The organism is Nocardioides cavernae (assembly GCF_013410035.1).
GTDB classification, from domain to species: Bacteria; Actinomycetota; Actinomycetes; order Propionibacteriales; family Nocardioidaceae; genus Nocardioides; species Nocardioides cavernae_A.
This window is the reverse complement of the sequence record NZ_JACCBW010000001.1, coordinates 136,309-158,273: the sequence shown is the minus strand read 5'-3', so window position 1 is coordinate 158,273 and position 21,965 is coordinate 136,309. Positions and strand designations below refer to the sequence as shown.

At 72.5% G+C, this 21,965-nt stretch carries 17 protein-coding genes; 12 read left to right on the top strand and 5 right to left on the bottom strand.

All coding sequences use genetic code 11. The features are described 5' to 3' along the window. The first annotated feature begins 100 nt into the window (after nt 1–100). The 9 genes from F4692_RS00765 (at nt 101) to F4692_RS00725 (ending at nt 10,075) form a co-directional block, all read left to right on the top strand. Complete coding sequence (locus tag F4692_RS00765) at nt 101–1,876, top strand: acetolactate synthase large subunit (RefSeq protein ID WP_179617752.1); 1,776 nt, start codon at nt 101–103, stop codon at nt 1,874–1,876. Then, nucleotides 1,873–2,427: an acetolactate synthase small subunit gene (gene ilvN / locus F4692_RS00760; protein WP_179617751.1), complete on the top strand. Its 555-nt coding sequence runs from the start codon at nt 1,873–1,875 to the stop codon at nt 2,425–2,427. The genes F4692_RS00765 and ilvN overlap by 4 nt, the downstream gene beginning before the upstream one ends. Before the next feature lie 80 nt (nt 2,428–2,507). Further along, nucleotides 2,508–3,536, top strand: coding sequence for a ketol-acid reductoisomerase (gene ilvC, locus F4692_RS00755; RefSeq protein ID WP_308645094.1), 1,029 nt, complete (start codon nt 2,508–2,510; stop codon nt 3,534–3,536). A 39-nt stretch (nt 3,537–3,575) separates the two neighbouring features. Beyond that, nucleotides 3,576–4,379, top strand: coding sequence for a class I SAM-dependent methyltransferase (locus F4692_RS00750; protein WP_179617750.1), 804 nt, complete (start codon nt 3,576–3,578; stop codon nt 4,377–4,379). A 57-nt stretch (nt 4,380–4,436) separates the two neighbouring features. Further along, nucleotides 4,437–5,300, top strand: coding sequence for an iron uptake transporter permease EfeU (efeU, locus tag F4692_RS00745; RefSeq protein ID WP_179617749.1), 864 nt, complete (start codon nt 4,437–4,439; stop codon nt 5,298–5,300). A gap of 20 nt (nt 5,301–5,320) precedes the next feature. Beyond that, nucleotides 5,321–6,493 (top strand): iron uptake system protein EfeO, encoded by a 1,173-nt coding sequence (gene efeO / locus F4692_RS00740; protein ID WP_179617748.1) that lies wholly within the window; start codon nt 5,321–5,323, stop codon nt 6,491–6,493. Beyond that, nucleotides 6,490–7,788, top strand: coding sequence for an iron uptake transporter deferrochelatase/peroxidase subunit (gene efeB, locus F4692_RS00735; RefSeq protein ID WP_179618950.1), 1,299 nt, complete (start codon nt 6,490–6,492; stop codon nt 7,786–7,788). The genes efeO and efeB overlap by 4 nt, the downstream gene beginning before the upstream one ends. Before the next feature lie 60 nt (nt 7,789–7,848). Continuing rightward, nucleotides 7,849–9,321, top strand: a complete 1,473-nt coding sequence (locus tag F4692_RS00730; protein ID WP_179617747.1) for a purine-cytosine permease family protein — start codon at nt 7,849–7,851, stop codon at nt 9,319–9,321. 40 nt (nt 9,322–9,361) lie between these two features. Then, complete coding sequence (locus tag F4692_RS00725; RefSeq protein ID WP_179617746.1) at nt 9,362–10,075, top strand: DsbA family oxidoreductase; 714 nt, start codon at nt 9,362–9,364, stop codon at nt 10,073–10,075. Nucleotides 10,076–10,111: 36 nt separating this feature from the next. On the opposite strand, the gene F4692_RS00720 is transcribed toward F4692_RS00725, so the two are convergent. Continuing rightward, nucleotides 10,112–10,684, bottom strand: coding sequence for a YdeI/OmpD-associated family protein (locus tag F4692_RS00720; protein ID WP_179617745.1), 573 nt, complete (start codon nt 10,682–10,684; stop codon nt 10,112–10,114). Between the two features lie 145 nt (nt 10,685–10,829). Here F4692_RS00720 and serA point away from each other — a divergent pair, with 145 nt between their 5' ends. Beyond that, the gene (serA, locus tag F4692_RS00715; RefSeq protein ID WP_179617744.1) at nt 10,830–12,425 is read left to right on the top strand and encodes a phosphoglycerate dehydrogenase; all 1,596 of its coding nucleotides are present in this window, start codon (nt 10,830–10,832) and stop codon (nt 12,423–12,425) included. A 66-nt stretch (nt 12,426–12,491) separates the two neighbouring features. Here the strand turns inward: serA and F4692_RS00710 are convergent, their stop codons facing one another. Next, nucleotides 12,492–13,133, bottom strand: a complete 642-nt coding sequence (locus F4692_RS00710; protein WP_179617743.1) for a collagen-like protein — start codon at nt 13,131–13,133, stop codon at nt 12,492–12,494. Nucleotides 13,134–13,408: 275 nt separating this feature from the next. Here F4692_RS00710 and F4692_RS00705 point away from each other — a divergent pair, with 275 nt between their 5' ends. Further along, entirely contained in the window at nt 13,409–17,605 is a 4,197-nt protein-coding gene (locus F4692_RS00705) for a carboxypeptidase-like regulatory domain-containing protein (protein ID WP_179617742.1), read from the top strand. 1 nt (nt 17,606) lies between these two features. Here F4692_RS00705 and yczR read toward each other — a convergent pair whose 3' ends face one another. Next, nucleotides 17,607–19,073: a MocR-like transcription factor YczR gene (yczR, locus tag F4692_RS00700; protein ID WP_179617741.1), complete on the bottom strand. Its 1,467-nt coding sequence runs from the start codon at nt 19,071–19,073 to the stop codon at nt 17,607–17,609. Nucleotides 19,074–19,134: 61 nt separating this feature from the next. Here yczR and yczE point away from each other — a divergent pair, with 61 nt between their 5' ends. Then, the gene (gene yczE, locus F4692_RS00695; RefSeq protein ID WP_179617740.1) at nt 19,135–19,824 is read left to right on the top strand and encodes a membrane protein YczE; all 690 of its coding nucleotides are present in this window, start codon (nt 19,135–19,137) and stop codon (nt 19,822–19,824) included. A gap of 13 nt (nt 19,825–19,837) precedes the next feature. Here the strand turns inward: yczE and F4692_RS00690 are convergent, their stop codons facing one another. Further along, nucleotides 19,838–21,301, bottom strand: a complete 1,464-nt coding sequence (locus F4692_RS00690) for a DUF6297 family protein (RefSeq protein WP_179617739.1) — start codon at nt 21,299–21,301, stop codon at nt 19,838–19,840. After that, complete coding sequence (locus tag F4692_RS00685) at nt 21,291–21,962, bottom strand: ABC transporter ATP-binding protein (RefSeq protein ID WP_374757286.1); 672 nt, start codon at nt 21,960–21,962, stop codon at nt 21,291–21,293. The genes F4692_RS00690 and F4692_RS00685 overlap by 11 nt, the downstream gene beginning before the upstream one ends. Between the last annotated feature and the right edge of the window lie 3 nt (nt 21,963–21,965).

Sequence of the window (21,965 nt, the reverse complement as noted above, 5' to 3'; positions counted from 1 at the left end):
CACCCGGCCGAACGCACGCGCGTCACCCCTCGTCGCCCACCGGGCCGAGGGGTTTTTTGTTGGGCATGGCACGACGAGACCGGAAGAAGACGGGCAGATCATGACGGAGCAGGGCGGACAGGGCAGCGGATCGGTGACGGGCGCGCAGAGCCTCGTGACCTCTCTGGAAGCGGCCGGCGTCACCGACATCTTCGGCATCCCCGGCGGCGCCATCCTGCCGGCGTACGACCCCCTGATGGACTCCACGCGGATCCGGCACATCCTGGTCCGCCACGAGCAGGGTGCCGGCCACGCGGCGCAGGGGTACGCCGCCGCGACGGGCCGCGTGGGCGTGTGCATGGCGACCTCCGGGCCGGGTGCGACCAACCTCGTGACCCCGCTCGCCGACGCGCACATGGACTCGGTGCCGATGGTGGCCGTGACCGGTCAGGTCGGCGCCTCGATGATCGGCACGGACGCCTTCCAGGAGGCCGACATCCGCGGCATCACGATGCCGGTCACCAAGCACAACTTCCTCGTCACCGACCCCGCCGACATCCCGCACACGATCGCCGAGGCCTTCCACATCGCCTCGACCGGCCGCCCTGGCCCGGTGCTCGTCGACATCGCGAAGTCCGCGCTGCAGGCGCAGACGACCTTCGCGTGGCCGAGCGAGCTGCACCTGCCGGGCTACCGCCCGGTGACCACGCCCCACGCCAAGCAGATCAAGGAGGCCGTCCGCCTCATCCGCGAGGCGAGGCGGCCGGTGCTCTACGTCGGCGGCGGCGTGATCCGCGCCCGCGCCCACCGCGAGCTGGCCCAGCTCGCCGCGCTCACCGGCATCCCCGTCGTGACCACCCTGATGGCCCGCGGCGCCTTCCCCGACAGCAACCCGCAGCACCTCGGCATGCCGGGCATGCACGGCACCGTCGCCGCCGTCGCCGGCCTGCAGAAGAGCGACCTGATCATCAGCCTGGGCGCGCGCTTCGACGACCGGGTCACCGGCAACCTCGACTCGTTCGCCCCCCACGCGCTGGTCGTCCACGCCGACATCGACCCCGCCGAGATCGGCAAGAACCGTCACGTGGACGTCCCGATCGTGGGGGACTGCAAGGAGGTCATCGCCCAGCTTGTCGCGGTGCTCCAGGCCGAGGGCGCCGACGGCGACTACGAGGCGTGGGTCGCGTTCCTCGCGGGCGTGAAGAAGACATACGCCCTCGGCTACGACGCGCCGACCGACGGCTCGCTCGCCCCGCAGTACGTCCTCGAGCGGCTCTCGGCGATCGCCGGCTCCGACTCGATCTACGTCTCCGGGGTCGGGCAGCACCAGATGTGGGCGGCCCAGTTCGTCGAGTACGAGCAGCCCAACACGTGGATCAACTCGGGCGGCCTGGGCACGATGGGGTTCTCCGTGCCCGCGGCGATGGGCGCCAAGGTCGGGATGCCCGACACCACCGTGTGGGCCATCGACGGCGACGGCTGCTTCCAGATGACCAACCAGGAGCTCGCCACCTGCGCCATCAACGACATCCCGATCAAGGTCGCGATCATCAACAACGAGTCGCTCGGCATGGTGCGCCAGTGGCAGACGCTGTTCTACAACGAGCGCTACTCCAACACCGACCTCCACTCCAAGCGGATCCCCGACTTCGTCAAGCTCGCCGACGCCTACGGCTGCGTCGGCCTCGCCTGCGAGTCGCCCGACGAGGTGGATGCGACCATCGAGAAGGCCATGGCCATCGACGACCAGCCCGTGGTGGTCGACTTCCGGGTGCACCGCGACGCGATGGTCTGGCCGATGGTGGCCGCCGGCGCCAGCAACGACGACATCAAGTACGCGCGCGACCTGGCCCCCCAGTTCGACGACGTGCAGGACGACTGGGAGGTCCGGGCATGAACGAGAGCGGCAAGCACACCCTGAGCGTCCTGGTCGAGAACAAGCCCGGCGTCCTCGCCCGGATCGCGAGCCTGTTCTCCCGTCGCGGGTTCAACATCGACAGCCTCGCGGTCGGCCCGACCGAGCACCCCGAGGTCTCGCGGATGACGATCGTCGTCGACGTCGAGAAGTCGCCGCTCGAGCAGGTCACCAAGCAGCTCAACAAGCTCGTCGAGGTGATCAAGATCGTCGAGCTCGACGGCCCCGGCTCGGTCAACCGCGAGCTGCTCCTGGTCAAGGTCCGTGCGGACGCCACCACCCGCGGCGCGGTGCTCGATGCCGTGCAGCTGTTCCGCGCCAAGGTCGTCGACGTCGCACCCGACGCCGTGACGATCCAGGCGGTCGGCAATGCCGCGAAGCTCGGCGACCTGCTCAAGGTCCTCGAGCCGTTCGGCGTCCGCGAGCTCGTGCAATCCGGCATGGTGGCGATCGGTCGTGGCTCCCGCTCGATCAGCGAGCGCCCGCAGCGTCCCGTCGCCGTGCCCGCCCCCGCCTCCGCCATCGCCACCTGACCCAGATCTCGATACGCCGCTCGTTCCTCGCGGCTACTCGATCACCGAGTGACACACCAACCCATGAAGGAGAGCCCCCAGTGGCTGAGATGTTCTACGACGACGACGCCGACCTGAGCCTGATCCAGGGCAAGAACGTCGCGGTGATCGGCTACGGCAGCCAGGGCCACGCCCACGCGCTGTCCCTGCGCGACTCCGGCGTCGACGTCCGGATCGGGCTGCAGCCCGGCTCGAAGAGCCGTGACAAGGCCGAGGCAGAAGGCCTGCGCGTCCTCACCCCCCGCGAGGCCGCGGAGGAGTCCGACCTGATCGTGATCCTCGCCCCCGACCAGCACCAGCGCACGCTGTACGCCGAGGAGATCGAGCCCGCGCTCACGCCCGGCGACACCCTCGTCTTCGGCCACGGCTTCAACATCCGCTTCGGCTACATCACCCCGCCCGAGGGCGTCGACGTCTTCATGGTCGCCCCCAAGGGTCCCGGCCACCTGGTGCGTCGCGAGTACGTCGACGGTCGCGGCGTCCCCGTGCTCGTCGCGGTCGAGAAGGACGAGTCCGGCAAGGCCTGGGACCTCGCCCTCTCCTACGCCAAGGCGATCGGCGGCCTGCGCGCCGGCGGCATCAAGACCACCTTCACCGAGGAGACCGAGACCGACCTGTTCGGCGAGCAGGCCGTCCTGTGCGGAGGCGCCTCGCAGCTGGTCATGTACGGCTTCGAGGTCCTGACCGAGGCCGGCTACCAGCCCGAGGTCGCCTACTTCGAGTGCCTCCACGAGCTGAAGCTCATCGTCGACCTCATGTACGAGGGCGGCATCGCCAAGCAGCGGTGGTCGGTGTCCGACACCGCCGAGTTCGGCGACTACGTCTCCGGGCCGCGGGTCATCACCCCCGACGTGAAGAAGAACATGGAGGACGTGCTGGCCGACATCAAGAACGGCGCGTTCGCCGAGCGGTTCATCACCGACATGGACAACGGCTCGCCGGAGTTCACCGAGTTCCGCAAGAAGAGCGAGTCGCACCCGATCGAGCAGACCGGCCGCGAGCTGCGCAAGCTCATGGCCTGGGTGAAGTCGCACGACTCCGACTACACCGAGGGCACGTCCGCCCGCTGACGGCGGACCGACCTCGCGCCAGGCAGTGACGGCCTCGGCATGCCCCTGAACACCTACACCCACGGGCACGCCGAGGCCGTGCTGCGTTCGCACCGGTGGCGTACGGCCGCCAACTCCGCGGCGTACCTCCTGCCCCACCTCGACGCCGGGCAGCGCCTGCTCGACGTCGGCTCGGGTCCCGGCACGATCACCGCCGACCTGGCCCGCCTCGTCGGCGAGGTCGTCGCGCTCGAGATCACCGAGGAGGCCGCCGCGCTGACCCGCGCCGAGCTGGAGCGGCAGGGGATCGTCAACGCGACGGTGCTGGTGGGGGACGTCCACGCGCTCGACCTCGAGGGGCTGGGGGGCCCGTTCGACGTCGTCCACGCCCACCAGGTGCTCCAGCACGTCGCCGACCCGGTGGGAGCGCTGCGCGAGATGCTGCGGGTGACGCGCCCGGGCGGACTCGTCGCGGCGCGCGACAGCGACTACGGCCACTTCTCGTGGCACCCCGCCAGCGCGGGGCTCGACCGCTGGCTCGAGCTCTACGACGCCGCCGCCCGCGCCAACGGGGGAGAGCCCCACGCCGGCCGGCTGCTGCTCGCCTGGGCGCACGCCGCCGGTGCCCACGACGTGACGGCCGGCTCGGCGACGTGGTGCTTCGCCACCCCGGAGGACCGGGCCTGGTGGGGCAGCCTCTGGGCCGACCGGCTCACCGACACCGCCCTGGCGCGCCAGCTCGTCGAGGAGCAGCGCGCCACCCCCGAGGAGCTCGCCGACGTGGCCACCGCCTGGCGCGCGTGGGCAGAGCACCCCGACGGCTGGTTCTCGGTGCTGCACGGCGAGGTGCTGCTGAGGTCCTGACCACCTGTCGACCCAAAGTATTAGGTAAGCCTGACCTTAGGTGTAGTCTGCTCGGCTGTGCTGGGGAACTACCTGATCGGTCTGCGCGAGGGCCTCGAGGCCGCGCTCGTCGTGAGCATCCTGGTCGCCTACCTCGTCAAGACGGAGCGACGCCACCTGCTCCCGCGGATCTGGGCGGGCGTCGCGCTCGCGGTCGCGGTCAGCCTGGCGTTCGGCGCCCTGCTGACCTTCGGCCCCCGCGGCCTGACCTTCGAGGCCCAGGAGCTGATCGGCGGCAGCCTGTCGATCGTCGCGGTCGGCTTCGTCACGTGGATGATCTTCTGGATGGCGCGCGCGGCGCGCGGTCTCAGCGGGGAGCTGCGCGGCCGGATCGACGAGGCGGCCGAGGGCAGCCGGTGGTCGCTGGTGGTCGTCGCCGTCCTCGCCGTCGGCCGCGAGGGCCTCGAGACCGCGCTGTTCCTCTGGGCCGCCACCCAGGCCGGCACGCGCGAGGCCGCGGGCAGCGCGGTCCCGACGTGGGAGCCGCTGCTCGGTGCGGGGCTCGGCATCCTCACCGCCGTCGCGCTCGGCTACCTGATCTACCGCGGGGCGATCTCGATCAACCTCTCGCGCTTCTTCACGTGGACCGGTGCGTTCCTCATCGTCGTGGCCGCGGGCGTCCTCGCCTACGGCGTGCACGACCTGCAGGAGGCCCGCTTCCTGCCGGGCCTCGACGACCTCGCCTTCGACGTCTCCGCGACCGTCGACATGAACACCTGGTACGGCGCCCTGCTCAAGGGCGTCTTCAACTTCTCGCCCGCCACCACCACGCTGGAGGCCGCCGCCTGGCTGCTCTACGTGGTGCCGGTCATGGCCCTCTTCCTGCGCGGCGCCCGCCGACGCACCACCACCCCGGCCGCACCGTCGCGTGCGGCCGCCTGAGAAGGAAGCACACACGCCCCATGCGCAAGACCCTCGTGGCCGTCGCGGTCGCCCTGCCGCTGCTCGCGGCCTGCACGCAGAACGCCGACACCGCCCCGTCCGGCGGCTCCGGCGACGCGGCCGACCCGCGCGCCCTGACCGTCGACTCGTCCGCCGACGCCTGCACGCTGTCGGCGACCGAGGCCCCCGCCGGCACGCTGACCTTCGACGTGACCAACTCCGGCGACCAGGTCACCGAGTTCTACCTGCTCGGTGAGGACGGCCTGCGGATCGTGGCCGAGGTCGAGAACATCGGACCCAGCATCTCCCGTGCCCTCACCGTCAACGCCCCCGCGGGCACGTACGTCACGGCCTGCAAGCCCGGCATGACCGGTGAGGGCATCCGGGGCGACTTCACCGTGACGGAGTCCGACGAGGGCGGCGACGTCTCCGCCGACGAGCAGGAGCTGGTCGACCAGGCGGAGGCCAACTACGCGGCCTACGTCGAGGACCAGTCGGCCCAGCTGCTGGAGAAGACCCGGGACTTCGTCGAGCGCTACAAGGCCGGCGAGGACGACGCGGCTCGCGCGCTCTACCCGGTCGCCCGCACCCACTGGGAGCGCATCGAGACCGTCGCGGAGTCGTTCGGAGACCTCGACCCGATGATGGACGCGCGGGAGGCCGACCTCGAGCCCGGCCAGGAGTGGACCGGCTGGCACCGCATCGAGAAGGACCTCTGGCCGCAGCGCGCCCAGGACTACACGCCGCTCGGCGACGACGAGCGCGCGACCTACGCCGACGACCTGCTCGCCAACACCGAGGAGCTCGACTCCCGCGTGCAGGACCTCACCTACACCGTCGACGCCATCGCCAACGGCTCGCGCGGGCTCCTCGAGGAGGTCGCGACGGGCAAGGTCACCGGCGAGGAGGAGTACTGGTCGCGCACCGACCTGTGGGACTTCCAGGCCAACGTCGACGGGGCGAAGGTCGCCTGGGAGGGCGTGCAGCCGATCGTGGAGGAGAAGGACGCCGACCTCGCCGACCAGCTGACCTCCCGGTTCGAGGAGCTGCAGGACCTGCTCGACGCGCAGCGCGAGGGCGACGGCTTCGTCACCTACGACCAGCTGACGCCCGCGCAGGTCAAGGAGCTCTCCAACGCCGTGAACGCCCTCTCCGAGCCGCTGTCGCGGCTGACCGCGGCGGTGCTGTCCTGAGCGAGCAGCCCGCCCCGGCGCCGACCTCCCGGTTCAGCAGGCGCGGCCTGCTGGGCGGGGGGGTCGCGGCCGCCGGCGTGGCCGGCGCCTTCGCCGTCGGCCGGGGGACCGCGCACGCCGGGCCGGACGGCGCCGCGACCGCGGGCGACGTGCGGCAGGCGGCGTACGCCTTCCGCGGTGCGCACCAGGCCGGCATCGTCACGCCGGCCCAGGACCGGCTCCACTTCGCCGCGTTCGACGTCCTGACCGACGACCGCGAGGAGCTGGTCTCCCTGCTGCAGCGCTGGACGCTCGCCTCGGAGCAGATGACCGCGGGGGAGCCGGCCGGCGACGGCGCGGTCGGTGGCGACGTACGCCTGCCGCCCGACGACACGGGGGAGGCGCTCGACCTGCCCGCCAGCGGGCTGACCGTCACGTTCGGCTTCGGCCCGTCGCTGTTCCGCGACGCCGACGGCCGGGACCGGTTCGCCATCGCGGACCGCCAGCCGGAGGCGCTGCGCGACCTGCCGCACTTCCCGGGCGACGTCCTTGACCCGGCGCGGTCCGGTGGCGACCTGTGCGTGCAGGCGTGCGCCGACGACCCGCAGGTCGCCGTCCACGCCATCCGCAACCTCGCGCGCATCGGCTTCGGGACGGTGGCGGTGCGGTGGTCCCAGCTCGGCTTCGGGCGCACCTCGACCACCTCGACGTCCCAGTCCACCCCGCGCAACCTGTTCGGCTTCAAGGACGGCACGGCCAACGTCAAGGCGGAGGAGTCCGCCGCCCTCGACGAGCACGTGTGGGTCGGCAGCGGCGACGACCCGCGGGCCGACTGGCTCGCGGGCGGCTCCTACCTCGTCGCCCGGCGGATCAACATGACCATCGAGGTCTGGGACCGCCAGCCGCTGGGCGACCAGGAGATGTTCGTCGGACGCACGAAGGGCGCGGGCGCGCCGCTGTCGGGCGGCGAGGAGCACACGGCGCCCGACTTCGACATGCCCGGCAGCAACGACCAGCCGGTGATCCCGGTGGACGCGCACGTCCGCGTCGTGCACCCCGGCCAGCACGGCGGCGTCCGGATGCTGCGCCGCGGCTACAACTTCGTCGACGGGTCCGACGCGCTGGGCGGCCTCGACGCCGGCCTGTTCTTCATCGCGTACGTCCGCGACCCCGCGACGCACTTCGTGCCGGTGCAGCTGGCGATGTCGAAGAGCGACGCCCTTGTGGAGTACCTCAAGTTCACCGGCTCGGCGCTCTTCGCCGTCCCTCCCGGCGTCGGGCCGGGCGAGCACGTCGGCCAGGCGCTGTTCACCTGACGCCCTCCTCCGGACGGGGCGGTGCTGGCCCGGACGGCACCGGTGCGCGACGATGCGGACATGAGTGACACTGCGGCCCCCGCCCCGGGCCTCGAGCAGACGCGCCGCCTCGGCGTCGAGACCACCGGCATCGAGATCATCGAGGAGTCCGAGCGCACCGCCCGTCCGCGCGACCTGTTCTGGCCGTGGTTCGCGGCCAACGTGTCGGTCTTCGGGCTGAGCTACGCCTCGTTCGTCCTCTACTTCGGGATCTCGTTCTGGCAGGCCGTGCTCGTCTCGGTCGTCGGCATCGTGGTGTCGTTCCTGCTCTGCGGGATCATCGCCATCGCCGGCAAGCGCGGGTCCGCACCGACGATGATCCTCAGCCGCGCGGCGTTCGGCGTGCAGGGCCAGAAGGTGCCCGGCGTGATCTCGTGGCTGGTGTCGATCGGCTGGGAGACGTTCCTCGCCATCCTGGCCGTGCTCGCGACGTCGACGGTCTTCACCCGTCTCGGATGGGGTGGCGGCACCGGCACCAAGGTCGTCGCCGCCGTCGTGGTGGCCGCGCTGATCGTGTCCGCCAGCGTCGCGGGCTACCACATCATCATGCGGATGCAGTCGTTGCTGACGTGGGTCACCGGCATCGTCACGGTGCTCTACATGGCCCTCACCCTCGACGACGTCGACTGGACGGCGGTGCAGGCCATCCCGGCCGGCTCGACGCAGTCGGTGATCGGCGCGCTGGTGATGGTGATGACCGGGTTCGGCCTCGGCTGGATCAACATCGCCGCGGACTGGTCGCGCTACCAGAAGCGCACCGCGCCCGGGCCCTCCATCGTCGCGTGGAACACCTTCGGCGGCGCCCTGGCCCCCGTCGTCCTGGTGCTCTTCGGCCTCGCGCTGGCCGGCTCGTCCACCGAGATCCTCGACGGGGTGGCGGCCGACCCGATCGGCACCCTCGCCACGCTGCTGCCGACGTGGTTCCTCGTCCCGTTCCTGCTGGCCGCGATCCTGTCACTGGTCAGCGGCGCGGTGCTCGGCATCTACTCCTCGGGCCTCACGCTGCTCTCGCTCGGGGTGAGGCTGAAGCGCCCGCAGGCGGCCGCGGTCGACGGCGTGCTGCTGACCCTCGGCACCATCTACGTCGTCTTCGTCGCCGAGAACTTCATCAACCCGTTCCAGAGCTTCCTGATCACGCTCGGCGTGCCGCTGGCCGCGTGGGCCGGGATCATGATCGCGGACCTCGCGCTGCGCAGGCGCGACTACGACGAGGACGCCCTGTTCGACGGCCGCGGCCGCTACGGCGCGTGGGACTGGGCCGCCATCGGCACCATGGTGCTCGCCTCGCTCGTCGGCTGGGGGCTGGTGATCAACTCGTTCTCCGACGACGCCTCGTGGAACAACTGGCAGGGCTACCTCCTCGGCCCGCTCGGCCTCGGCGGCCGCGACGGCGCCTGGGCCTTCGCCAACCTCGGCGTCCTGGTCGCCCTGCTCATCGGTCTCGTCCTGGGGTACGCCCTGCGCCGCGGCACCGTCCGGCGCCAGGAGTCCTGAGGCCGGGAACAGGCGGGTCGGGACCGGTGTTGGGCCGGTCGTGAAGATCGAGATCTGGTCCGACGTCGTCTGCCCCTGGTGCTACATCGGCAAGCGTCGCATCGAGAACGCGCTGGCCGCGTTCGAGCACGCCGACGAGGTGGAGGTGCACTGGCGCTCCTACCAGCTCGACCCCGGCGCCCCCGCCGTGCCCACGGAGGGGACCGCGGCGATGCTCGCCCGCAAGTACGGCCAGTCGCCCGCGGGCGCGCAGCAGATGCAGGACCGGGTCGAGGCCGTGGCGGCCGAGGAGGGGCTGGTCTACCGCCTCGCCGAGACGCTCCACCTCAACACCGTCGACGCGCACCGCGTCATCCACCTCGCCCACGAGCAGGGCGGGAACGCGCTGCAGGGCCGGGTGAAGGAGGCGCTGCTCCGGGCGTACTTCACCGACGCCCGCAACGTCGCCGACCCCGAGGTGCTGCGCGAGGTCGGTCTCGCCGAGGGGCTCGACGCGACCCGCCTCGACGAGGTGCTGGCCGGGACCGAGTTCACCGAGGACGTCCACGCCGACGTCGCGCAGGCGCAGGCCTACGGCGCGAGCGGCGTGCCGTTCTTCGTCGTCGACGAGAAGTACGGCGTCTCCGGCGCCCAGCCCACCGAGGTGTTCACGCAGGTGTTCGAGCGGGCGTGGTCGGAGTCGCGCCCGGCGATCCAGGTCCTCGCGACCGGGGACACGGGCGAGGCCTGCGGACCCGACGGCTGCGCCATCTGACAGCCAGAGCGGCACGGCGGTCCTGGCGGCCCGGGTCTAGCGGGACTTCTCGCCCCGCGCTGCCATCTCGGCCGTCGTCCCCACCCGGGTCGCGCGGGTCTCGGGACGCTTGGCGAGCACGATCCAGGTGAGGATCAGCTTCTGCGCCGACGCGGACCAGGAGTCCCAGTGCTCGCGGGCGCCGGGGAAGCGGTCGAACGCGGCGGCGAGGTCGTCGGGCACGACGCAGTCCTCGACGTCGTCCATCAGCGTCCACATGCCCGTCTCCTTGGCGACGGCCACGGCGGCGAGACCGGCCGGCTCCATCAGCCCCGCCTCCTCGAGCCGGGCCACCCGGCCCTTGTTGATGCGGGTCCACATGCTGCCGCGGCGACGCGGGGCGAACCACTGCATCGAGCGCCGGTCGTCGACCGGCCTGACCGTCGAGTCGACCCAGCCGAAGCGCAGCGCCTCGACCACGGCGTCCTCGTAGGAGAACGCCCGCTCCGCGGCCCTGCGCGGGCTCACCAGCCACACGCCGCCCGGCTGGTCCTGGTGCTCGCGCAGCCACCGGCTCCAGTCCTCGACCGTGGCCGGCTCGAGCTGCTCCGCGTCGTCCATCGCGCCCATATGTGGATCGTAGGGGTGGGGTACGACGCCCGGCTGCCGTCCGGATGCTGGGGCGCTGGGACGCCCGCCCGCGTCGCGGGTAGTGTGGGCGGAGCACAGCGTCGTGCAGTCCCCGCACATCCCATGATCACCCGAGGACCCCGCTGTGAACGCACCGTCGAAGCCTGTCGTACTCATCGCCGAAGAGCTCAGCCCCGCCACGATCGAGGCGCTCGGGCCGGACTTCGAGATTCGGCACTCCAACGGCGCCGACCGCGCCGAGCTGCTCCCCGCGATCGTCGGCGTGGACGCGATCCTGGTCCGCTCCGCGACCAAGGTCGACGCGGAGGCGCTCGCAGCCGCCGATCGCCTCAAGGTCGTCGCCCGCGCCGGGGTCGGCCTGGACAACGTCGACGTCAAGGCCGCCACCCAGGCCGGCGTGATGGTCGTCAACGCGCCGACCTCCAACATCGTCAGCGCCGCCGAGCTCGCCGTCGCGCTGATGCTCGCCGCGGCGCGCCACATCAGCCCCGCCCACGCCGCACTGCGCAACGGCGAGTGGAAGCGCTCGAAGTACACCGGCATCGAGCTCTACGAGAAGACCGTCGGCATCGTCGGCCTCGGCCGCATCGGCGTCCTCGTCGCCCAGCGCCTCAGCGCGTTCGGCATGAAGGTCATCGCCTACGACCCCTACGTCCAGGCCGGGCGCGCCGCGCAGATGGGCGTACGCCTCGTCGACCTCGACACCCTGCTCGCGGAGTCCGACTTCATGAGCGTGCACCTGCCCAAGACGCCCGAGACGGTCGGGCTCATCGGCGCCGACCAGCTCGCCGCCGCCAAGCAGAGCCTGGTCCTGGTCAACGCCGCGCGCGGCGGCATCGTCGACGAGGCCGCCCTCTACGACGCGCTCAAGACCGGTCAGATCGCCGCGGCCGGCCTCGACGTCTTCGCCAGCGAGCCCTGCACCGACAGCCCGCTCTTCGAGCTCGAGAACGTCGTCGCCACCCCGCACCTCGGCGCCTCCACCGACGAGGCGCAGGAGAAGGCGGGCATCGCCGTCGCCCGCTCGGTCCGCCTCGCCCTCAGCGGCGAGCTCGTCCCCGACGCGGTCAACGTCCAGGGCGGCGTCATCGCCGAGGACGTACGCCCCGGCATCCCGCTGACGGAGAAGCTCGGCCGGGTCTTCACCGCCCTCGCCGGCGAGGTCGCCCAGCAGCTCGACGTCGAGGTCCGCGGCGAGATCACCGAGCACGACGTCAAGGTGCTCGAGCTGGCCGCGCTCAAGGGCGTGTTCGCCGACATCGTCGAGGAGCAGGTCTCCTACGTCAACGCGCCGCTCCTCGCGGCCGAGCGCGGCACCGAGGTACGCCTCGTGACCGAGGCCGAGAGCCCCGACCACCGCAACCTGATCACCCTGCGCGGGACGCTCGCGGACGGCACCCAGGTGTCGGCCAGCGGGACGTTGATCGGCATCGGGCAGAAGGAGCGGCTCGTCGAGGTCAACGGCTTCGACGTCGACATCGAGCCCACCACCCACCTCGCGTTCCTCACCTACGAGGACCGTCCGGGCATGGTCGGCACCATCGGCGGGATCCTCGGCGACGCCGAGGTGAACATCGCCGGGATGCAGGTCTCGCGCCAGGACAAGGGCGGTGCCGCGCTCGTCGCACTCAGCGTCGACTCGGCGATCCCCGCCGACACCCTCGGCGAGATCGAGGTCGCGATGCAGGCCGTGGCCGTGCGCGCGGTCGACCTGTCCTGATCTCGGCCGGACACGACGGCGGCCCCGGAGCGATGCTCCGGGGCCGTCGTGCGCTCGCTGCAGGCGTCAGCTGACCTGCGCGTAGGTCTGCTCGACCGGGATCGACGCGCCGGGCACGCAGAGCGCCCAGATCTTCGTCTTCAGCGGGGACCTGTCCTGCACCTCGCCGGCGTTGCCGCCGAACTGCACGATCCAGCCGTCGAGGCGGTCCGGCCGCGGGGCCGAGGTCGTCCAGTCCATGCGGCCGGGGAACGACGACGAGACGGGCGTGTTGCGGGTGTTGGCGCCCGGCTCGATGCCCAGCACCTGCACGCCGCCGGAGATCGCGACGTCGGTGGTCGCCTTGCAGGCGACGGTGGCGATCGCGCCCGCGTTGGTGTCGCCGGCGTTGTAGAACGCGACGGCGTAGTAGGCGCCGAGCACGCCGCTCTCGCCCTGCTCGCCCTGGGGGCCCTGGGCACCCTTGTCGCCCTTCTCGCCCTTGGCGCCGGCAGGTCCCTGCGGGCCGGCGGTCCCCTGGAGCTTGCCCTGGGCGCCGTCGGAGATGTCCTTCATCCTGATCGTGCCGTCGGCGATGTGGCGGCTGGCGATCGCGTCGCCGGCGATGTCCTTGCCACCGATCAGGTCGGCGGCGGTGGCCCCCACGCCACCGACCGTCGTGAACAGCGCGGCTGCGGCGACCGCTCCTGCGATGTGACGCTTCTTCATGGTTCTCCTCGGGTGTTGCGGGCCGCCCGAACGGCAACCCCACGCCGTGGAACGTAAGGGTTCCCCTGACGCGACGGACGGCGAACGGTGCGCCGGGGGTCCCAAGGGATGACGTGGTGACGAAAGGATGAGGGGCTCGCCCAGGCCACCATCACGGGGCGCGGCTTCTTTCGCCGACACCGGTCTGTGAAAACGGTGCCGCGGGAGCGTGCGGATCCCTAGCCTGCTGCCAGTCCGTGCAGAGCGCCGGCGTTGTGGGGTGAAGGAGCCGCGCCATGCACGAAGAGTCGCGTGCCGTCAGATGGTCGGCAGGGGCCGTGGGGCTGCTGCTCCTGGCAGGCGCACCGGCGGCGGCTGAGCCGACGCCGACCACCGGTCGGGTCACTGGGATCGTCACCCTCGCGAACGGCGCTCCGGCCCCGGGCACGTCCGTGTCGGTCTTCGGTGCCGACAACGGCGGCCCCTACCTCTATGCGTCCACGGACTCCACGGGCGCGTACGCCGTCGAGGACGTCCCGGCAGGGGAGTACAAGGTCCGTTTCAGCCCCAGCGACAGCTCGGAGCACCTCGAGGAGTACTGGGAGGACGCGACCACCTCCGACGACGCCGAGGTCGTGACGGTGCAAGCCGGGACGACGCTCTCGGGCATCGGGGCGACGCTGGCCAAGGGGTCGAGCATCACGGGCAAGGTGGTGACGACGGCCCAGGCGGGCGTGGCCAACGCGCAGGTGACCGTCTACCGGCGCAGCGGGGACGGATCGGCCTGGTACTACGCGAAGGCGACGACCACCCAGGCCGGCGGCACCTATGCCGTGACCGGGTTGCCGGTCGGCATCTACAGGATCGGTGTGCAGGACCTGAACGGGGTCAACGCCCCTGAGTTCTTCCGCGACCAGCCGCTCGTCGAGCTCGCCGACGACGTCCCCGTCAGTGCTGGGGTCACCGTCTCGGGACGAGACATGACGGTGGCCCCCGGGTCGCACATCCGTGGCACCGTCACGCATGCGGGCGTGCCACGCTCCGGGATCCTGGTCTGGGCCACTGTCCGCAACCCGGCGTCGGGCAACTGGCTGCAGGCTGCGTCCGCCTGGACGGGGCCCGACGGCACCTATGACCTCAAGGGGCTGACCTCCGGCACCTACCGTGTGCGCTTCATGAACCCGCTCGGCACCATGGTCGAGGAGTACTGGGACGACGCGCTCGACGTCGAGGACGCCACCGACATCGTGCTCGCGCCCAACAGCACGCGCACCGGGATCGACGCCGCCCTCGCGGCCGGCTCCACCATCAGAGGCTCCATCCGCTCCGCGGACGGGCAGCCGGTCGAGGGCACGGTGACGCCGTACCGACGTACAGCACGGAACACCTGGTCGAGCCTGGGCTCCAGGTCGACCAGCGACGGGAGGTACGAGCTGGTCGGCCTCCCCGCGGGCACCTACACGTTGCAGTTCTACCCGGCCTGGGACAGCGGGCTGCTCCAGGAGTACTGGGACGACAAGGAGTCGCTCGACTCCGCCTCGACGTTCGAGGTCTCGGCCGGTGCGGTGGTCACCGGCAAGGACGCCGAGCTGCACCGGCCCTCGGTCATCACGGGACGGGTCTCGCAGGGCGAGGCCGGCCTGGCCGGGGTGTCCGTGGCGGCGATGCGCCGCAACGCCCAGGGGGAGTGGCGCGACGTGTCGAGCGTCGGGACCGATGCCACGGGCGGCTACCGTCTCGACCAGCTGCGCGCCGGGACCTACCGCGTGCGCTTCTACGACCGGTCGTCCAGCACCACGCGCTACTGGCCCCAGGCGACGACGGTCGAGGACGCAACGGACATCGTGCTTGCCAAGGAGCAGACGAGTCCAGGAGTCGACTGGGCGCGGACGGCCGCGCCGGCCATCCGGGGAGTCGTGACAGGCGAAGGTGGCGCCCCCGCGGACGATGTGACGGTCACCGCCTACCGGATGCGCGACGGAGCGTGGTCATGGGCGGGGTCGGCACGGACCCGTGCGTCTGGCGCCTACAGCCTGCCCGACCTGGCCGCTGGCACCTACCGGATCGGGTTCCACTCCGAGCGCTACGAACCGGAGTTCTACGACGACGCAGCGAGCGTGCAGGCGGCGCAGGACGTCGTGCTCGGGGCGGCGGACGTGAGCGGCATCGACGCCGTCCTGACCGACCGCGCGCACATCACGGGCACCGTGACAGGGCCCAGCGGTGCCGCCCTGCGCGACATCCGGGTGGCTGCGACGTTCGTCGCGCAGGACCCGGATGAGTACGGCCCGAGCTTCACCGGTTCGACCGATGCCTCGGGTCGCTACGACGTGGCGGGCCTGGCCCCGGGGACGTACCGGCTGGCGTTCTCGGACCCGTCCGGCGTCCACGCCGCGGAGTACTGGGACGACCGGGTCCACCAGTCGCAGGCGACGCTCGTCGTCGTGACGACTGGACAGACCGTTTCGGGCAAGGACGCGCAGCTGGGAATGGGTGCCGCGGTGCGCGGCACCGTCACCGGCCCGACCGGCGCGCCCGAGAGCGGCGTGACCGTGAGGGTGCAGCTGCTGGACCCGACAGCAGGCTCGTGGTCCGAGCAGGCCTGGGCCCGCACCAACGCTGCTGGCGGGTACAGCGTCCCGGGTCTTCCCGCGGGCCGCTACCGGGTGAAGTTCGACCCGCAGGGCTCCTGGCCTGACCTGGCCTCGGAGTTCTGGGAAGGCGCCTACTCCGCATCGGGTGCGCGGGTGATCGACCTCGCTGAAGGTCAGCAGCGCACGGGCATCGACGCCTCCCTCGTCGGGACCGGATCGATCGCCGGGACCGTGCTGGACAGCGAGGGGGCCTCGGCTGACGTCGAGGTCACCGCGTACCGCAACGTCGGGGGATCATGGGAGAAGGCGGCCTCCGACAGCACCTACAGCGGTGGGCGCTACGAGATCGAGGGGCTCCCGCCCGGCACCTACCGCGTCGGCTTCGACGACTGGTCGTGGGACGACACCGACGCCTACTCGCCTGCCTTCTACAAGGACGCTGCCACTGTCGAGTCCGCGACCGACGTCGTGCTGCTGGCCGGAGGCGCGGTCGCCGGGATCGACGGCACCGTGGTGGATCGGCGCTCTCCGTCGCTCACGGGGCGGGTGACCGGTGATGACGGGACCGGGCTCTCCGGCATCAGGGTCACCGTTCACCGGAAGGACCCGTACTGGGGCTACTGGGACACGGTCCGCACCGTGCAGACCGACGCGACCGGTCGGTACGCCGTGAGGGGGCTCGCGCAGGGCACCTACCGCGTGGGGTTCGAGGACCGGGAGCGGGGACTCGTCGCTCCGGAGTACTACGACGACGTCGCCGAGCTCGAGGAAGCGGAGGACCTGGTCGTCGGATCCACGGGCGAGCCGATCGTGGCGGACGCCCGGCTGTCCCGCTCCGCGGGCATCAGCGGTCGCGTCGTGTCGTCGTCGGGCGCCTCGATGGTGGACGTGTCGGTGGCGGCGTTCACCTTCGATCCCGAGAACGAGGAGTGGAACGAGACCCGATGGGCCTCGACCGACTCCCAGGGCCGGTACCGCCTCGGTGGCCTGAAGGCCGGTACGTACCGCATCGGGTTCTTCGACGAGGAGGGCGACCACGCCGACCAGTACCACCCGGGCGCCCCGACGATCTCCTCCGCTGCTTCCGTGACCCTCGCCGCCGGCACCGAACGGCTCGGTGTGGACGCCACGCTCGAGGTCGGGGCCGCCATCACCGGCCGGGTCACCGACGTCCGGGGAAAGGACGTGGGCACCTACGCCCGGGTCTGGCGTCGGACCCCGTCCGGCGGCTTCGACCTGGTGCGGACGGCGTGGGGCTCGGGCACCTACCGGGTCGGCCCCCTGCCGTCGGGCACCTACCGGATCGAGCTCGCGCCACAGGACGACGACGCCTACGTGGCGGAGTTCTGGGACGACGTCGCGACGCTCGCGGCGGCCACCGACGTGGTCGTGTCCGCCGGGTCGGTCGTCGCCGGGAAGGACGCCGTGCTGGCGGACGTGGGCACCACGCCGACCCCGACGCCGACCCCGACCCCGACGCCGACCCCGACCCCGACGCCGACCCCGACGCCGACCCCGACGCCGACCCCGACGCCGACTCCCACGCCGACCCCGACTCCCACGCCCGCTCCCGTGCGGGTGGTCGACGCACCTCGCGTCACGGGCAAGGCACAGGTCGGTGCCACGCTGAGCGTCAGCCCGGGCACGTGGAGCACACAGGTGAAGGTCACCTATCAGTGGTTCGCCGGGTCGAAGAAGCTGAAGGGCCAGACCAAGCGGGCGATCCGCATCACCCGACGCATGGCAGGCGCGAAGCTCTCGGTCCTGGTGACGGCCACGGCGCCCGGCAGGGCGCCGGTGAAGGTCCGGACGAAGCCGGTGAAGGTCCCCGCCAAGCGGGTGGTCGTCGAGGACGATCGCCGAACGCTCCAGCTGACGGGAGCCGTACGCCGACCGTAGCTCAGGCCACCATCACCCGGCCGGCGGCGCCCCGGCCCGCCCCGGGGCGACGGGTCGTCGGCCGCTGGGTGGCGCTCACGTGCTCCCAGGCGGCCGCGAGCCGGCGCACGGCCTCGGTGAGGTCGTCGACCGACGCCGTCCAGGGGATCCGGACGTGGCGGTCCAGCCCGCCCTCGACCGCGAAGAGCGGGCCGGGCGCGACCACGACGCCGCGTCGCTCGGCCTCGACGGTCGTCGCGGTGCCCAGTGCCTCGGGGAGCTCGCACCACAGCGCGAGGCCGCCGTCGGGCACGCGGAACCGCCACGACGGGAGGTGCTCGCGCATCGCCGCGACGAGCGCGTCCCGGCCGGTCACCAGCCGCTCGCGGTGGACGGCGAGCACGTCGTCGGCACGGTCCAGGAGGTCGGCGAGGACGATCTGCTCGAAGACGGGGGCGCCGAGGTCGAGGCCGATGCGCGCGTGGACGAGGCGGTCCATGTCCGCGAGGGGCGCGCGTACCCACCCGAGCCGCAGACCGCCCCAGAAGGACTTGCTCGCGCTGCCGATGGTGATCGCGTCCGGGGCGTACGCCGCCAGCGGTCGCGGCATGGCGCCGGCGAGCCCGGGCCGCAGGGCCAGCGCCTGGTGCGCCTCGTCCGCGACCACGGTCGTCCGGGTGCGGGCCAGGGACGAGGCCAGCTCCTCGCGCTGGGCGTCGGACATGAGGTGCCCGGTCGGGTTCTGGAAATCGGGGATGAGGTACGCCAGCCGCGGCGACGTCTGCCGCAGCGTCGCCGCCAGCGCGTCGAGGTCCCAGCCCTCGGGGTCGACCGCCGCCGCGACCAGCCGGGCGCCCGCGTGGCGGACGGCCTGGGTGGCGTTGGGGTAGGTCGGCGACTCGACGACGACGCGCTCGCCCGGCGCCGTGAACGCCTGCGCCACCACCGATGCGGCCGCGAGCGCGCCGGCGGTGACCATCACCTGCTCGGGGACGGTGGGCAGGCCCCGCGCCTCGTACGCCGCGGCGATGCGCGCCTGCAGGGCGGGGACGCCGAGGGGGAAGTAGCCCGGACCGCTGAGGTAGGCGGGCAGCTGCTCGGTCGCGCGCTGGTAGGACTCGACGAGCCCGGGCGGCGCGGAGTGTGCGGCGCAGTTGAGGTCGATGACGTCCTGGCCGCCTGCGCTGGGCATGACCGCGCGGTCGTGCGCGCGGCGCTCCCCCCCGGGGACCGTGGTGAACGTGCCCGACCCGCGCCGCGCCTCGGCGTAGCCCGACTCCCGCAGCACCTCGTACGCCCGTGTGACCGTGGTGCGGGACACGTCGAGCGCGCCGGTCAGGTCGCGCTCGCTCGGCAGTCGCACGTCGATGCCGACCCGGCCGTCCCCGATGAGCACGCGCAGGCTCTCGGCCAGGCCGAGGTAGGCGGGGGAGCGGGGGAAGTCGCCGACCAGACTGGCTATGCGGCTGGCACTGATCACGCGGCTCATGCAGGCCACTGTTCCACGATTGGCTATGTCGGACAAGGCCAATCAGCGCCATGCTGAGGTCATGAGCACCACCTCTCCACAGCACTCCCTGGACCACACGGCCCCGCGCGGCGTCCTCGTCGAGCTCGGTCCCATCGCCCAGCTGCGCGCGGGCCGGCTCGCCCGCCGCCTGCCGCAGCTCTACGTCGGCCTGTTCCTCTACGGCGTCTCGCTCGCGATGATGGTGCGCGGCGCGCTCGGCCTCGCGCCGTGGGACGTGCTGCACTCCGGTTTCATCCGGCACGTGCCGATGACGCTGGGGCAGGCGGTCGTGCTCTTCAGCTTCGTCGTGCTGGTGCTGTGGATCCCGCTGCGGGAGATGCCCGGCCTCGGGACGATCAGCAACGCACTCGTGGTCGGCCTCTCCGCCGACGCCACCCTCGCCGTGCTCGGGCGCCCGGACGCGATCGCCGCCCGCGTCGGCCTCATGGTCGGCGGCGTCGTCCTCTGCGGGCTCGCGAGCGCGCTCTACATCGGCGCGCAGCTCGGCCGCGGCCCCCGCGACGGGCTGATGACCGGCCTGGCGCGTCGCACCGGCCTGTCGCTGCGGCTGGTCCGCACCGGCCTCGAGGTCGCGGTCGTCGTCATCGGCCTGCTGCTCGGTGGCGTGCTCGGCATCGGCACCGTGGCGTACGCCCTCGCGATCGGTCCGCTCACGCAGCTCATGCTGCCGTGGTTCACCGTCGACGTGCTGCGCCCCGACCAGCGGTGAGCCAGCGGCTGGGCTACCCGGCCTCGTCCGACACGAGGTAGGCGATCACCCCGATGCTGACGAGCGTCGAGACGTACATCCCACCCGTGCCGAACATCAGCGGCAGCGCCGTGAACGCCCACACGTCGAAGCCACGCGCCGCGCTGGAGAACACGCCCGTCGGCACGCCCCCGGCCGGGGTGCTGACCATCGGCGCGGCGTAGTTCGGCGGCTTCCCGGTCACCCAGCGCACGGTCGCGGCGATCGACGACAGCCCGCACGCGATGGCGAGGTTGACGGCGCTGCCGGGGACGGACGCGACCAGCGTCGGCGTCGTGGCGAGCGCGAACGCCATCAGCGCCGTCCCCGGCACGACGAGGTGCGCCAGCAGCAGCGACCGCCGGCGCAGCGGCATCATCCGCGCCAGGCTCCGGCTGCGGACGACGACCCGCAGCCCGGCGCAGAGGGCCGGGCCGCCCAGCAGCCCGGTGAGGGTGGTCGCGAGCACGACCGCCCGGCCGGCGTCGGCCTCCGCCGCGGCGTACGGCACGAGCACGAGGCCGGCGAGCAGGACGTACGGCTGGGGTGCGCGCAGGGCGCGGCGCAGGTCGCGGTGGACGAGCGCCGACCAGCCGAGCGGGCCGCCGGTGCGGCTGCGCACGCGCGCCCCGCGGCCCCAGCGCCGGGCCAGCAGCACGTCGTACATCAGGCCCAGGTCCACCGACGACAGGGCACCGGACAGGCTGGGGGAGAGGTGCTCGGTGTAGGCCAGCACCCGCCGCGGCACGTCGCCGACGGCGACCGACGTGCGCCACACGAGGACCGCCGCGGCCGCGACGACCAGCGCCGTGACCGCGAGGCCTGCCGCGGGCGGCACGCCGGGCACGGTCCCGAGCCGGTGCGTGGCCGCCAGGCCGAGTCCGAGCCACAGGGCGAGGGTGACGAGCCAGGTGAGCCAGCGTCCGGCCGGGTGCTCGCGCACCTGTGACAGTGCCGCGACGCCGACGCAGGCCAGCGCGGTGGCGCTGCCCACGGCCAGGAACACCGCCGCCTCGTGCCACGAGAAGCCGCCGAGGACCGCGGGCGCGAGCAGCAGGACGGCGGTCCCGACGACCGCGACCGCCGACGTACGGACCCAGCCGGGTCGCAGCAGCCCGCCGCGGTCGACGGGGGTGCTGAGCAGCCAGGCGTTGGCGGCCGGCGGGCTGAAGACCGGACCCAGCAGCCGGGCCACGCCGAGCGCCAGCAGCGCGACGGCGAGGGCGGCCAGCCACGGCGCCGCCGAGCGCACCTCGGAGCAGGTGGCCAGACAGGTGTCGTCGGCGAGGCGGCGCAGGCTCAGCACGACGTTGCCACCCATCGCGCCGACCATGACGACGCAGAAGAGCGCGACGTAGGCGTCGGAGATCGCCTCGCCCCACCTCAGCTCGGCCCGGCCCCGGCGCCAGTCACGGATCTCGCCCCGCACCTCGCGGGCGGACGGGACCTCAGCCTGCATCGGCGCCGTCACCACCGCCGAGGCGCACGACCCGGTCGCAGACCTGCTCGACGAGCCCGGGGTCGTGGCTGACGAGCAGCACGGCGCGCCCGGCGGCCTTCTCGGACAGGAGCTTCTCGCCCAGCCAGCGCACGCCGTCGACGTCGAGCCGCGCCTCCGGCTCGTCGAGGACGAGCAGCGTGCGCGGGCGTACGAAGGCGCTGGCGAGCGCGAGCCGCCGCCGCTGGCCCGACGAGAGCGTCGACGGCAGCTGGCCCGACACCTCCATCAGGCCGACCTCGTCGAGGACGTCGTTGACGACCTCCTCGGCGTCGGGCTGGGCGTGCGCGCGGGCGACGAGGTCGAGGTGCTCGACGACGGAGAGGTCGGGGAAGAAGTCGATGTCGTCCATCACGACGGCGAGGTCGCGGCGCACGTCGGGCCGGCGCTCGTCCAGCACCCGGCCGTCGAGCGTGGCCTCGCCGCCGTCGGCCTCGTCCGCGCCGACGATGCAGCGCAGCAGGGTCGACTTGCCGCTGCCGTTGGGCCCGACCACGCCGACGGCCTCCCCGGCTGCGACGTCGAGGTCGACCTGGTCGAGGATCGTGCGGTCACCGAAGCGGCGGGTGATGCCACGGACCACCAGGAGCGGGTCCGCCTTCGTCTGCGCCATGGCGGTCATCCA

What these genes read in the sequence shown, in the direction of transcription:
- F4692_RS00765 (WP_179617752.1), top strand. Translation starts at nt 101, where the DNA reads ATGACGGAGCAGGGCGGACAGGGCAGCGGATCGGTGACGGGCGCGCAG.
- ilvN (WP_179617751.1), top strand. Translation starts at nt 1,873, where the DNA reads ATGAACGAGAGCGGCAAGCACACCCTGAGCGTCCTGGTCGAGAACAAG.
- F4692_RS00750 (WP_179617750.1), top strand. Translation starts at nt 3,576, where the DNA reads ATGCCCCTGAACACCTACACCCACGGGCACGCCGAGGCCGTGCTGCGT.
- efeO (WP_179617748.1), top strand. Translation starts at nt 5,321, where the DNA reads ATGCGCAAGACCCTCGTGGCCGTCGCGGTCGCCCTGCCGCTGCTCGCG.
- F4692_RS00730 (WP_179617747.1), top strand. Translation starts at nt 7,849, where the DNA reads ATGAGTGACACTGCGGCCCCCGCCCCGGGCCTCGAGCAGACGCGCCGC.
- F4692_RS00720 (WP_179617745.1), bottom strand. Translation starts at nt 10,684, where the DNA reads ATGGGCGCGATGGACGACGCGGAGCAGCTCGAGCCGGCCACGGTCGAG.
- F4692_RS00710 (WP_179617743.1), bottom strand. Translation starts at nt 13,133, where the DNA reads ATGAAGAAGCGTCACATCGCAGGAGCGGTCGCCGCAGCCGCGCTGTTC.
- F4692_RS00705 (WP_179617742.1), top strand. Translation starts at nt 13,409, where the DNA reads ATGCACGAAGAGTCGCGTGCCGTCAGATGGTCGGCAGGGGCCGTGGGG.
- yczR (WP_179617741.1), bottom strand. Translation starts at nt 19,073, where the DNA reads ATGAGCCGCGTGATCAGTGCCAGCCGCATAGCCAGTCTGGTCGGCGAC.
- yczE (WP_179617740.1), top strand. Translation starts at nt 19,135, where the DNA reads ATGAGCACCACCTCTCCACAGCACTCCCTGGACCACACGGCCCCGCGC.
- F4692_RS00690 (WP_179617739.1), bottom strand. Translation starts at nt 21,301, where the DNA reads ATGCAGGCTGAGGTCCCGTCCGCCCGCGAGGTGCGGGGCGAGATCCGT.
- F4692_RS00685 (WP_374757286.1), bottom strand. Translation starts at nt 21,962, where the DNA reads ATGACCGCCATGGCGCAGACGAAGGCGGACCCGCTCCTGGTGGTCCGT.